Source organism: Lichenibacterium ramalinae, assembly GCF_004137085.1.
GTDB classification, from domain to species: Bacteria; Pseudomonadota; Alphaproteobacteria; order Rhizobiales; family Beijerinckiaceae; genus Lichenihabitans; species Lichenihabitans ramalinae.
The window spans coordinates 219,919-233,154 of sequence record NZ_QYBC01000008.1 but is presented as its reverse complement, the minus strand read 5'-3'; the positions used below and the strand labels follow the sequence as shown (position 1 = coordinate 233,154).

The 13,236-nt window shown below is 74.1% G+C and carries 8 protein-coding genes; 3 read left to right on the top strand and 5 right to left on the bottom strand.

Going from position 1 to position 13,236, the window contains the following annotated elements:
• On the bottom strand, positions 1-2,468 hold a 2,468-nt coding region (locus D3272_RS27910; RefSeq protein ID WP_281010841.1), incomplete at its 3' end, for a DNA translocase FtsK.
• Positions 2,469-2,581: 113 nt separating this feature from the next.
• Between D3272_RS27910 and D3272_RS11660 the strand changes: the two genes are divergently transcribed.
• Complete coding sequence (locus D3272_RS11660) at positions 2,582-3,313, top strand: hypothetical protein (protein WP_129219337.1); 732 nt, start codon at positions 2,582-2,584, stop codon at positions 3,311-3,313.
• 96 nt (positions 3,314-3,409) lie between these two features.
• Positions 3,410-5,116, top strand: coding sequence for a calcineurin-like phosphoesterase C-terminal domain-containing protein (locus D3272_RS11655; RefSeq protein ID WP_129219336.1), 1,707 nt, complete (start codon positions 3,410-3,412; stop codon positions 5,114-5,116).
• A gap of 97 nt (positions 5,117-5,213) precedes the next feature.
• Here the strand turns inward: D3272_RS11655 and D3272_RS11650 are convergent, their stop codons facing one another.
• Positions 5,214-6,122: an MBL fold metallo-hydrolase gene (locus tag D3272_RS11650; protein WP_129219335.1), complete on the bottom strand. Its 909-nt coding sequence runs from the start codon at positions 6,120-6,122 to the stop codon at positions 5,214-5,216.
• A 150-nt stretch (positions 6,123-6,272) separates the two neighbouring features.
• Here D3272_RS11650 and D3272_RS11645 point away from each other — a divergent pair, with 150 nt between their 5' ends.
• Positions 6,273-6,878, top strand: a complete 606-nt coding sequence (locus D3272_RS11645; protein WP_129219334.1) for a biotin transporter BioY — start codon at positions 6,273-6,275, stop codon at positions 6,876-6,878.
• A 344-nt stretch (positions 6,879-7,222) separates the two neighbouring features.
• Here the strand turns inward: D3272_RS11645 and D3272_RS11640 are convergent, their stop codons facing one another.
• Genes D3272_RS11640 through D3272_RS11630 form a run of 3 tightly spaced genes read right to left on the bottom strand, consistent with a single transcriptional unit; the run spans position 7,223 to position 13,081 of the window.
• A complete protein-coding gene (locus tag D3272_RS11640) occupies positions 7,223-10,651 on the bottom strand; it encodes an error-prone DNA polymerase (protein ID WP_129219333.1) in 3,429 nt (1,142 codons plus the stop codon).
• On the bottom strand, positions 10,648-12,282 hold the full coding sequence (locus D3272_RS11635; protein ID WP_129219332.1) for a Y-family DNA polymerase: 1,635 nt from the start codon (positions 12,280-12,282) through the stop codon (positions 10,648-10,650). Before D3272_RS11635 ends, D3272_RS11640 begins: the two co-directional genes overlap by 4 nt.
• Positions 12,176-13,081, bottom strand: a complete 906-nt coding sequence (locus tag D3272_RS11630) for an ImuA family protein (RefSeq protein ID WP_129219331.1) — start codon at positions 13,079-13,081, stop codon at positions 12,176-12,178. The genes D3272_RS11635 and D3272_RS11630 overlap by 107 nt, the downstream gene beginning before the upstream one ends.
• Positions 13,082-13,236: the final 155 nt, after the last annotated feature.

Here is a 13,236-nt window from a genome sequence, read left to right as displayed (position 1 = left end):
TCGCGCACCGCCCATTTCAGGGCCACGACGGCCTTCTTGGGGTCGGTGACGACGGGCGTCAGCAGGTGCGGGATGCCCTCGTAGATGGAGAGTTCCAGCATCTTGGGGTCGATCATGATGAGCCGGCACTCCTCCGGGCGCATCTGGTAGAGGATCGACAGGATCATGGTGTTGATGGCGACCGACTTGCCCGAGCCGGTGGTGCCGGCGACGAGCAGGTGCGGCATGCGGGCGAGGTCGACGATGACGCTTTCGCCCCCGATGGTCTTGCCGAGCGCGATGGCGAGCTTGTGCTTGGACTCGGAGAAGTCCTCGGCGGCGATCAGCTCGCGCAGGAACACGGTTTCGCGCCGCTGATTCGGCAGCTCGATGCCGATGACGTTGCGGCCCTGCACGACGGCCACGCGGGCCGACACCGCCGACATGGACCGGGCGATGTCGTCGGCGAGGCCGATGACGCGGCTCGACTTGGTGCCGGGGGCGGGCTCGAGTTCGTAGAGCGTCACCACCGGGCCGGGGCGCACGTCGATGATCTCGCCGCGCACGCCGAACTCCTCCAGAACGCCTTCGAGCAGCCGGGCGTTCTGCTCGAGCGCGCCGCTCGACAGCACCTCGCCGGTCGGCTCGGGCGTCGGCATCAGCAGGTCGAGCGGCGGGTCCTCGTAGAGTTCCGGGTCGGAGGTGACGCGGTTCGTCATCTCGAAGGGCGCGAGGCCGTGCTGGGTCCCGAGGCCGCGGCGGATGCCGGTGCGGACCGGCCCGGCGAAGGCCCGGGCATCGGCCGGCGACGCGATGCCGACCGGCAGGGCGACGGTCGGCGCCGGCAGCACGGTCTCGGCCGGGGCGGCGTCGGCCGCCGGGGCAGGGGTGGCGGCCGGAACCTCGGCGCCGATCAGCGTCAGCCACAGGCTCGAATCGCCGTAGGGACCGACCTCGGGCGCGGCGGCCGTCTCGGCCTGCCCCTCGTCCGAGGGGACCGCCGGGAGTTCGGAGGCGGGCAGGGCCTCCGACACCGGGGTGGCCCACAGGCGCGGGTCCCCGTAAGGGCCGAAATCCTCGGCCGCCGCCACGACGGCGTCCTCGAGCATCTCCGCGACAGCCGGCGCGGCCGGTGGCGCAACCACGATCGGCTCGGGCAGGACGAGCCACGCCGGGGCCGGCAAGGCCAGCAGTTCCGCGACGGGAGCGGCCGGAGCCGGGGTGGCGGCGGCCGGAGCCGGGGTGGTGGCGACGAGCGATCCCAGGCCCACGAGGCCGAAGGGATGGGACGACGGCTCGCCCTTGGCCGCAGGCGCCGGCGCCGCCAGCGGCTCGGCGAGCCCTTCGATCCAGAAGGCGACGTCGCCGTAAGGATGCAGGGTGGCGTCGATCGCCGGGGCGGGCTCGGCCGCCACGGGGGCGGCAGCCTCCGCTACCGACACGGCAACCTCCGCCGAGCCGGCGGCGGGCGGGGTGGTGACGAGGCTGGCGTCGCCGTAGGGATGGACCGAGGCCGCGGGGTCGAGCGCCACGGCCTCGACGGCCGCCAGGACGTCGCCGAGGGACTGGTCCGGCGTCAGCCGCAGGCCCCTCTGGACGACCGTGCGCTCATGGGCCCGAAGCCAGGCTGCGGTGAGGTCGTCGTCGGGTTGCGGCAGGGATTGGGGCTCGGACTGGGGCTGGGTCGCCTCGGCGGCGGGGTCGAACCAGGCCGGCAGGGCCGCGCCTTCGGGCACCGGCGCCGTGGCGGCGGCGACCTCGACAGCCGTGAGGGCTGCGGCGGCGAGGGCGCGTTCGGCCTGCACGTCGGCGAGCGCGATCACCACGCCGTCGCGGCCGGCATCGTCGGAGGCGTGCGGTTCCGCCTCGCCCGTGAAGGTCTGGGCGCCGACGGTGTCGTCGTCCGGGGAGCCGGCCGGCTTGGTGGGGTAGGGGGTGCGGTTGAACCGGACGTTGGCGGGCAGCACGACCGGCTTCTTCCAGGTCGGCACCGCGTCGTCGACCTCTGCCGATGCCCCGTCCTCGTCGGCGGCAAGGTGAGCCTCGTGGTCTGCGGCGGACCGGTGCAGCAGCGCATCGGGGGTGCGGGTGAACCGCACCTGCTCGGGCAAGGTGAAGGGCTGCAGCCACGGCGGCAGCACGACGCCCGAGAAGGGCCCCGCCATGGCGGGGTCGTAGCGGTGCGCGTCGGCGGCGGCATGGGGCGAGGCGCCGGGCTCGGTGCCCCGCTCCGTGCCGGCGTGGCCGTGTCCGTGACCCTGGCCCGCATAGGTCTGGGCCGCGGCCCTGGCGCTCGCCTGCGCCCGTGCCGTGAACGTCTCGTCGATGCCGTGTTCGGCGAGCGCACGCGCCACCGCCGCATCGACATAGGTCATCAGCTGGGCCAGCATCGCCTTGTACATCAACTCCCAGTGGGAATTGTCGGTTTGGACCTCGCGCCGGAGCGTGGCCTCGGTGTAGCTGAAATTCGGTTCTTTGAAGGAGGTCATGGGACCCGCAGAGGCTGACTCGGACACTGTCCGTCACGGAGGACGACCCGGTCACCATGGTTTGTTGACCTTAACAGGGGCTTTCGGCGGCGGCCCGGAGCCGTTAAGCACATATGCGAAACGGCGCCGCCGGCCTCATGGGCGGCGCGCGGCGCGCGGCGGCAGACGGGGTGGCGATGACGACGGGACGGGACGGCATGTCGCGGCGCGGGATCGTGGCCACGGTCGCCGGCCTGGTGCTCGCCGCGACGGGACGGGCACGGGCGGCGGCGGCTGCGGGGCCGGCCCGCATCATGCTGATCCGCCACGCCGAGAAGCCCCCGCGCGGCGGCGGGCCGCCGTTCGGCCTCGACCCCGAGGGGCGACACGACACGGCCGCGCTGTCGGTGAAGGGCTGGCAGCGGGCCGGGGCCCTGGCGCGGTTCTTCGTCCCCCGCGACGGCGCGGCGCCCCCGGCCGGCATCGCCCGGCCGGACTTCCTGGTCGCGGCCGCGCCGGACCGGGACCATGCCAGCCGCCGTTCGGTGCTGACCCTGCAGCCCCTGGCGGAGCTCGCCGGCCTCGTGTCGGACGCCGGCTTCGGGCCGGAGCAGGTGGAGGCGGCGGCGGCCGCCATCCTGCGCCGGCGCGGGGTCGGCCTCGTCGCCTGGGAGCACAAGCGGATCGCCGACCTCGTCGCGGCCCTGACGCAGGGCACCGTGGCGGGGCCGCACTGGCCGGCGGAGCGCTACGACATGGTGCTGGTGCTGGACCGCGACGGCGCGGGCTGGCGCCTGAGCCAGGTCGCCCAGCTGCTGCTGGGCGGCGATTCGGCCGAGCCCCTGGCGTTCCGCAAGGGCGGCTGACGGGCGCCTTCACCGCCCCGTCACGGCGCCGGACTAGACCTATATGGGTGAGACCCGCGGCCGGCCCCCGCGCCGCGGCCTGGGAGGCGCGCGGTCATGACGGCAGACAAGGATGGGTTCTCGCGGCGCGACGTGATCCGCGGCGCGGCCGCCAGCGGCGCCGCCCTGGTGCTGGCGCCGGCCACCGCCGACGCCCAGGGGAGCGGAGCGCCGGCCGCCGCCGACGCCCATGGGAGCGGAACGCCGGCCAGCGTCACCGGCCGCGTCTTCGACGACGGCGAGGGCGGTGGCCGCCGCGGCATCCCGGGCGTGCTGGTGTCGAACGGCCGCGAGGTCGCCGTGACGGACGCGGACGGCCGCTACACGCTCCCCGTCGCCGACGAGACGGTCGTGTTCGTGGTCAAGCCCGCCGGCTACATGACGCCCGTCGAGCCCGGCACCCTGCTGCCGCGCTTCTTCTACATCCACCAGCCTCGCGGCACGCCGGCCGCGCTCGACCTGGCCTATCCGGGCATCGCCCCGACCGGGCCCCTGCCGGCCTCGGTGGACTTCCCGCTGCGCCGGCAGGACGAGCCGGCGAGCTTCGACGTCGTGGTCTTCACCGACCCGCAGCCCGAAACCGACGTCGAGATCGACTTCGTGCGCGACGACGTGCTGCCGGCGCTGCGCGGCACCCAGGCCCGCTTCGGCCTGTCGCTCGGCGACGAGATGTTCGACGACCTGTCGCTCTACGATCGCTACAACCGCATCGTCGGCACGGTCGGCCTGCCCTGGTACAACATCGGCGGCAACCACGACCTCAACTACGAGGCGCCGGACCGCCGCTACGCGCGCGAAACCTTCAAGCGCGTGTACGGGCCGGCCTATTACGCCTTCGCCTATGCCGACGCGGTCTTCGTCATGCTCGACGACGTCGACTACCTCGGGGCCGACAAGGCCTCACCCAGGGGCGCCGGCAGGTACCAGGGCCGGCTCGACCCCGCGCAGCTCGACTTCGTGCGCAACCTCCTGGCCCACGTGCCCGACGACAAGCTCGTCGTGGTGACGCTGCACATCCCGCTGCGGACCTACCTCGACGACAAGCCGGACGAGAACCTCGTCAACCGGGCGGACCTGCTGAAGCTGCTGTCGGGACGGCCCCACACCTTCAGCATGTCGGGCCACACCCACACGACCGAGCACCATTATCTCGGCGCCGAGGACGGGTTCGACGGCGAAGCGCCGCACCACCACCACGTGCTCACCGCCGTGTCGGGGTCGTGGTGGAGCGGGCCCTTCGACCATCGCGGCGTGGCGGTGGCGGACAGCCGCGACGGCACGCCCAACGGGTTCCACATCCTGTCGGTCGACGGCAACCGCTATTCCACCCGCTTCGTGCCCGCCAAGGAGCCCGACGAGCGCCAGATCCGCGTCTCGGTGCTGAGCCAGTTCCACGACGAGATGCGGCGCGACTACCGCCCCGGCGCGCTGCTGCAGCCCCGCCTGCCGGCCCGCGAAGTCCATGCCGCGACGGTGGTGGCCAACGTCTTCGACGGCGGCCCGAAGACGGCCGTGACGCTGCGGATCGGCGATGGCGACCCCTTGCCGATGGCCCGGCGCGTCGCCCCCGACCCCTTCGTGGCGGAGGTCTATGCCCGCAACGAGGCCACCAAGAAACCCTGGGTGCAGCCCGTGCCCTGCTCGCACCTGTGGACGGCGCGGCTGCCGGCGCTGCGGCCCGGCACCTATCCGGTGCTGGTCGAGGCCGTGAACGAATACGGCCGCACCGTCTCGGCCCGGCTGGCGCTCGAGATCGAGGGCTGAGGTTCGGTGAAGGGCCCGAGGACGACGGGATCGTTCTCGGGTTCGCGGAGGGCACCCACGCCCGAGTTCGGGGCCGTCGCCCAGGCCCACGGCGCCGTCAGGCGGGACCGTAACGGGCCTTCAGCGTCGGGGGGCCGTCGGCCGCCACCTGGCCGTCGGCCACGAGGTCGACCAGATGCGCCAGCACCGACAGGCCGGCGGCGCCCCGCAGCGAGGGCGCGAGGCCGCGGTAGAGGGCCGCCACGAGGGCCGGAACCGTGTCGTCGCCGGCCGTCACCCGGCGCAGGATGGCGGCTTCGCGCCATTGCCGATGCACGATCAGCGCCTTGACGAAGGGGCGGGGGGCCCGCACCGGGCCGCCATGGCCGGGCCAGTAGACGACGTCGTCGCGCTCCTGGAGCTTGCGGAGCGACGCCATATAGGCCCGCATCGACCCGTCCGGGGGCGCCACCACGGTGGTGGACCAGGCCATGACGTGGTCGCCCGAGAACAGCCCACCCTCCTCGGGCAGCGCGAAGGCGAGGTGGTCGGACGTGTGGCCGGGCGTCGCGACGGCGACGAGGCGGTAGCCCGGGCCTTCCACGCCGTCGCCCTCGGCGAGCACGCGGTCGGGGGCGTAGCGGAGGTCGAAGGCGGCGTCGAGCGCCGGCAGGCTCGGGTCCGCGGCCCGCGGCATGCGGCGGGGGCAGCCCATCACGGCGGCACCGGTCGCGGCCTTGAGCAGCGCCGCGCCGGGCGCGTGGTCGCGGTGGGTGTGGGTGACGAGGATGTTGCGCACCGTTTCGCCCGCCAAGGCCTGCATCAGGGCCGCGATATGGGTCGAGTCAGCGGGCCCCGGATCGATCACCGTCACGTCCCCGCGGCCCACCAGGTAGGTGCAGGTGCCGGTGAAGGTGAAGGGTCCGCCGTTGTTGGCCACCAGCCGGCGCACCAGCGGCGAAAGCGCCTGCACTTCCTCGGGCGGGGCGTTGAGCGTGCGGTCGAACGGGATGTCGTCGGAAGCCACTGTCTCATCCCGGGTGATGGGGACCGGCGCATCGCGGCGGTCCACCGGCGGGGGCACGGCATCGCTTGCCCGATCGGTAACGCCAACTTAAGAGATGCATCAGCCTGCGGCCGCGCGCGGCGGAATGCAAGCGGACCAGGGGAGCCACCCATGAGCGACATCAGATTTCCGGCCCATCCGACCCTCGCCGGCGCCGTCTGGCCGGAAGCCGCGTCGACGCGCCTGCGTTTCGGCCGCGCCGCCCTGCTGGCCCTGCTCGGCAGCGCCGTGATGGCGCTGTCCGCCAAGCTGTCGGTGCCGTTCTATCCCGTGCCGCTCACGCTGGAGAGCCTGGCCGTCATCCTGATCGGCGCCGCCTTCGGGGCCCGGCTCGCCGGCGCCGCCCTGGTCCTCTACCTCGTCGAAGGCGCGCTCGGCCTGCCGGTCTTCGCCGGCACGCCGGCACACGGCCTCGGGCTCGCCTACATGGCGGGGCCGACCGGCGGCTATCTCCTGGGCTTCGTGCTGGCCGCCGTCGTCGTCGGCTTCTTCGCCGAGCGCGGGGCCGACCGCTCCGTGCCGCGTCTGCTCGGCGCCATGGCGCTGGGCCATGCCATCCTCTTCGCCACCGGCTATGCCTGGCTGGCCCGCCTCATCGGTCCCGAGGCCGCCTGGACGGCCGGCGTCCTGCCCTTCCTGCTCGGCACCGCCGTGAAGACGCTGCTCGGCGCCCTGCTGGTGCCCTCCGTCTGGAACCTCGTCGGCAAGCGCCGCTGAGCGCCGCGATCTTCTCCGGGCGCCGCGACGGTCCAGCGCCCGGCATCAGACGGGAAAACAGTCCGGGATGATCATCGCCCGATCATCCCTGCGGGCGTAGGCCAGGCGCAGGAGCAGCCCCAGCTCCCGATCGACGACGATCGGGACCGGATAGTGTGTGGTCGAGATGAAGCGGACGCCGTTGCCGCACCACGGCGGCGCAGGTCGTCGATCCGGCGGATGAAGAGGTCCTTGGCCCGGTCTTCCGTCATGGGCCTCTGCGTCGTGATCCTCTCCTTCGCCGCCGACGGCAGGATAGGGTCCTGGCGCCCGGAAGCCACGGGCCCGCGGCATCCCGGCCCCTTTCACTGGAAGTTTCGTCCCTTCGGCATGGCACGGCGCACGTCGCCGACGGCCAGCGGCAAAGGCAGCGGCAGCGGCAAGGCCAGGGGCGGCTCGAGCCTCGGATCGGCCTTGCCGCGCGAATCGTCGGCGAGCGGGAACCCGATCTTCGCGCCGAGGGCCGCGCCCTGGCCCCGGGCCATCGACGCGAAGGTCTGCGGCCGCTTCACCTCGTCGGCCCGGGCGAGGTCGGTGAGCGCCGGCCCGGCCGTGCCGAGCGCGTTGAGCTCGCCCGACAGGTCCTCGAGCCGGTCCGCCACGAGATGCACGACCCCGGTGGCCTTCTGCACGATGCCCCGGACGCAGAGGAACCGCGCCGCGATCACGGCGGAGCGGTTCGCCTCGAACATCTTGGGCCAGATGATGATGTTGGCGGCGCCCGTCTCGTCTTCCAGGGTCAGGAACACCGTGCCGTGGGCCGAGCCGGGCCGCTGGCGCACCAGCACGAGGCCCGCCACGGCGGCCCTGCGCCCGTCGCCCACATGCGCGAGCTCCTCGGCACGCAGGATGCGGCGCCGCGCGAGGTTCTGGCGCAGGAACAGCACCGGATGGGCCTTCAGCGACAGCGTCAGGCGCCGGTAGTCCTCGACGACGTGCTCGCCGAGCCGCAGCGGCGGCAGGGCGGCCTCGGGCTCGCGGTCCTCCGCGCCGCCACCGGCGAAGAGCGGCAGGGCGTCCTTGTCGCCGACGCGGTCGAGGCCGCGCACGGCCCAGAGCGCGTCGCGCCGGTCGAGCCCGATCGACCGGAAGGCGTCGGCCTCGGCCAGCAATTCCAGGACGGCGGGCGTCAGCTCGGCCCGCAGCCACAGGTCGCGCACCGAATCGTAGCCGCCGCCCCGCCGCGCCACGAGCCGCTCCATGTCGACCTCGCGCAGGCCCTTGACCTGCCGGAGCCCGAGCCGGATGGCGTGATCGCCCAGGATGTCGTCGCGCATGGAGGCGTGGCGGGGATGGATCGCCGTGCCGGTGCCGTCGGTCCGGGAGCCCACCGGGACGAGGGCGTGGTCCCAGCCCGAAGCGTTGATGTCCACCTCGTGCACCGGCACGCCGTGGTCGCGGGCGTCGCGCACGAGCTGGGCGGGGGCGTAGAACCCCATGGGCTGGGCGTTGAGCATGGCGCAGGCGAAGACGTCCGGGTAGCGGCACTTCATCCAGGCCGAGGCATAGACCAGGAGGGCGAAGGAGGCGGCGTGGCTTTCGGGAAAGCCGTAGGTGCCGAAGCCCTCGATCTGCCCGAAGCAGCGCTCGGCGAAGTCGCGCGCGTAGCCGCGCGCCACCATGCCCTCCACCATCTTGTCGTGCAGCGTGCCGATGGTGCCGACGCGCTTGAAGGTCGCCATGGCGCGCCGCAGCTTGTCGGCCTCGGTGGGGGTGAAGCCCCCTGCCACGATGGCGATCTTCATCGCCTGTTCCTGGAAAAGCGGAACGCCCAGCGTCTTGCCCAGCACGGCTTCGAGCTCGGGCGACGGATAGACGACGGGCTCCGAACCCTCCCGCCGGCGCAGGTAGGGGTGCACCATGTCGCCCTGGATGGGGCCGGGCCGCACGATCGCCACCTCGACGACGAGGTCGTAGAATTCGCGGGGGCGCAGCCGCGGCAGCATGGACATCTGCGCCCGGCTCTCGATCTGGAAAACCCCGATGGTGTCGGCCCGGCAGATCATGTCGTAGACGGCGGGCTCCTCGGACGGGAGCGAGGCCAGCGCGTAGTGCTCGCCGTAGTGCCGCTCCAGGAGGTCGAACCCGCGCTTCAGCGCCGACAGCATGCCGAGCGCCAGCACGTCGATCTTGAGGATGCCGAGCGCGTCGAGGTCGTCCTTGTCCCATTCCACCGTGGTGCGCTCCGCCATGGCGGCATTGCCCACCGGCACCACCTCGTCGAGCCGCGAGCGGGTGATGACGAAGCCGCCCGTATGCTGCGACAGGTGGCGCGGGAAGCCCGCCAGCTCCTCGGCGAGGCGCAGCACCAGGGCGAGCCGGCGCTCCGACGGGTCGAGGCCGATGCGCCGCGTTTCGGCGGGGTCGATGCCGTTGGACCAATAGCCCCAGACGGTGCCGTTCAGCGCCGAAACCGTGTCGTCCGACAGGCCGAAGGCGCGGCCGACCTCGCGGATGGCGGAGCGGGTCCGGTAGGTCACGACGGTGGCGGCGAGGCCGGCCCGCTCGCGCCCGTAGCGCCGGTAGATGTGCTGCATCACCTCTTCGCGCCGCTCGTGCTCGAAGTCGACGTCGATGTCGGGCGGCTCGCCCCGGTCCTCCGAGATGAAGCGCTCGAACAGGAGGTCGTGTTTGGCGGGGTCGACCTCGGTGATGCCGAGCGCGAAGCAGAGCACCGAATTGGCCGCCGAGCCGCGGCCCTGGCACAGGATGCCCCTGTCCCGCGCATAGCGGACGATGTCGTGGACGGTGAGGAAATAGGCCGCGTAGCCGAGCCGTGCCACCAGGGCGAGCTCGTGGGCCAGCATGTCGCGCACCTTGGCGTCGGCGCCGAGCGGGTAGCGGCGGGCGAGCCCGGCCTCGGCCAAGGCGGCGAGCGCCTCCTGCTCGGTGGCGAAGCCTTCGCGCAGCTCGTAGGGATAGTCGTAGCTGAGCTGGGCCAGCGAGAAGCCGAGGCCGTCGAGGAAGCGCAGGCTTTCGCCCACGGCGTCCGGGGTTTCGGCGAAGATCCGCGCCATCTCGTCGGCGGGCTTGAGGTGCCGCTCGGCATTGGCGGCGAGGTGGCGGCCCGCCGCATCCAGCGTCGTGTGCTGGCGGATGCAGGTCAGCACGTCGGCGAGGGGGCGCCGGTCGGGGTGGTGCATGGTGACGTCGCCCGTGGCCAGCAGGCGCGCGCCGGTGTCCCGCGCCAGGGCGGCCCGCCCGGCGAGGCGCCGCCGCAGGTCCGGGCCGTAGAGATGCGTGGCGGCGAGCCACAGCGGGCCGGGGCCAGCTTCCCGCAGGGCGCGGACCAGCGCGGGCCCGTCGAGCGGCGGGGCCGGGGGTTCCTCGCCGGTGGCGCGCTCGGTCACGATCATCTGCAGGCCGTCGGCATGGTCGAGGAGGTCGGGCAGGGTGAGCACGCAGCGGCCCTTGCCGGTGCGGCGGTTGCCGAGCGTCAGCAGCCGCGTCAGCCGCCCATAGGCGGCGCGGTCCCGCGGATAGGCCAGGATGTCGGGCGTCCCGTCCGAGAAGACGAGCCTCGCCCCCACGGCGAGGCGGAAGCCGGCCTCGGCCGGCACCCGCTCCTTGACGAAGCTGTAGGCCCGCACGACCCCGGCCAGCGAGTTGCGGTCCGCGATGCCGATGCCGGCATGGCCGAGCGCGTAGGCCTGGCCCACCAGTTCCTCGGGGTGGGACGCGCCGCGCAGGAACGAGAAATTGGTGATGACGGCGAGGTCGGCGAAGCCCGTCATCCGAAGAGCCCGTGCAGGTACCAGCGCGGCTCGTCGGTTTCGCGGCCGAACAGCCCTTCGCGGTAGAGCCAGAAGCGGCGTCCGTCGCGGTCCTCGGCGCGGAAATAATCGCGCGTCAGCTCCGCCGCGCCCGTCCACCATTCCGGCGCGATCCGCTCCGGCCCCTCGATGGCCGCCACCTCGTGCAGCACGCGGCGCCAGCGGAACCGCAGCGGCGGCCCGTCCGGCACGGACGCGATGGTGTCGATGCGCTCGGGCCGCTCAAAGAGGCGGATCGGGCGGCAAAGGGCCTCGTCCCGTGCCCCGTCCCGTGCCGCATCCCTTGCCGCGTCCTGCGCGGCCTTCCCCGCGGCCGGCCCCCGCGGGGCGCCGCGCGCCGCCGGCAGGGCCACGACGGCGCATTCGGGGACGTGCGTGTCGTGGGGGGCGAGGCGGAGCACGCGCCGCAGGCCGAGCCGTGCCCCGAGCCGGTCGGCGAGGTCGGCCATGGCGGCGTCGCGGCTCCGGGCCGGATCGTCTCCGGCGAGGTCCTCCTGGCGGGCGTCGAGCCGCTCCGCCTCGGTCACGGCGAGGCGGATCAGGTCGAAGCCATAGCCCGTGTCGAGCCCGTCCTCGCCGATGGCGGCCAGCTTCTCGCGGAACAGCGCGAGCAGCGCTTCCGGCTCGCGCGTCGGGCGGCTCGTGCCGAGGGCGAGGTGCTTCACGGCGCCGTCGACCCGGAAGAAGCTCGCCGCCACCCGCCGCGCGCCCTGTCCCTGGCGGGCCAGCGCGGCGCAGAGGTGGCGGCAGAGCGGCAGCAGCGCCGCCTCGATCTGCTCCATCTCGGCGAGGCCGCCGGCGAAGCGCCGCTCCGCCACGCAGCGCGGGGCCTCGAAGCGCGGCCCGATCGGGGCCTTGGCGAGCCCCATCAGCCCGTCGAGCCGCGCCAGCACCTCGGCGCCGAACCGGGCCGCGACGGGGCCGCGGGGACGGGCCAGGAGGTCGCCGACCCGCACGAGCCCGGCGCGGGCGAGGCCCGCCACGGTTTCGGGGTCGAGCCGCAGCGCCGCCACCGGCAGGGCGGCGGCGAGGGGGGCGAAGCCGGGTTCGAGCGGCGTGGGGGCGACCGGCTCCGTCCCGAACCCCGCCACGCTGGCGGCGCCGAACCGCGCCAGGGCCCAGGCGGCCTCGGGCGTCGACGCCACGGCGGCGCGGGCTGCGAGGCCCTGGCGCCGCAACCCGGAGACGAGGGCCTCGACGAGGCCGGCCTCGCCGCCGAACAGGTGGGACGCGCCGCCGATGTCGAGCACGGCCCCGTCTTCCCCGTCGGGCGCGGCGAGCGGCGTGAAGCGCCGGCACCAGTCCACCACCGCGCCCATCAGCGCCGCATCGGCCTCGGGATCGGCCTCCGCCACCAGAACGGCGGGGCACAGGGCCCTGGCATCGGCCAGGGCGAGGCCGGGCCGCAGGCCCCGCGCCGCCGCGGCCGCGTCGGCCGCCGTCACGCGCTGGGCGCCCCTGACCTTGGCGACCGTGACCAGGGGCTCATCCGGCCCGGGCCTGCCCGAAGTCGACGACGGACGCCGCCCGCCGCGCCGGATGCGGTCGGTCGGCAGCAGCGGCAGGAAGACCGAAAGGTAGCGGGTGGGCATCGAAGCACCTTCGATCGGGGTTCCAGACGATGGGATGGCGGCGGTCGAGGTCGGCCTCGCCGCCGGTGCCGAGGCGGAGCTTGAGCAGCCTCACCGACACGGCGGGGACGCCCGGGATGGGCGTGCGCCCGCCCGCCGAGGCGAGCCGCGGGCTCGGGCAGGCCCGGACAGCGAGCCGCGTCTCGGCGGCGCTCGACAGGGCGGCCCCGCGGCCCGCCAGGCCCGCATGCAGCAGGACGGCGGTGCCGCGGCCGCGTTGCGCGGCGAGCAGCAGCCGGCGCGAGGCCGCGAGCCCGTAGTGCTTCGCCCCCCACAGCTCCGCCAGCACGGCCCGGGCGCCGAGCCGCAGCGCCTCCTCGAGGGCCCAGAGCGTCGCCGGGCCGTCGGCGGTGCGCACCAGGATCAGCCGGTCCGGGTCGATGCCGTGGGCGCCGAGGCCGGGCCGGTAGGGCAGGCCGGTCTCGGAGGCGACATGGTCCTCGACGATCCAGACCAGGGGGTCGAGGCCGGCACAGCGCCCCGCCACCGCGAGGGCGAAGCCCGCCGCCGCCGCGGCATCCCCCACGCCCTCGCCCACCACCTCGTGCAGCGTGCCGCGGCGCAGCCCGCCCGACAGGAGCCGGTCGAGCGGCAGGCCGCCGTCGCCAAGGCCGCCGTCACCAAGGCCGCCGTCACCAAGGCTGACGGGCGCCGGGAAGCCGGCTTCCCGCCGCCGGGGTGCCCCCGGGCGGGTGCCCTCGATGCGGGACACGAGGTCGCGCAGGCCGGAAACGTCCGTCGTGTGTGGGGGATGCGGCACCGCTCGGCCTCATGATCGCGACGACGTGAACGCCACACCGTGACGCGACAACGGGACTCACCGGCGCTCCCTCCCGACGGCCGGGAGGGAAGGCCATGTGTTCCTGTTTTGTTCTAGATAGATTCCGGGTCGCGCGCCGAGAGTCAAGCCGGGCC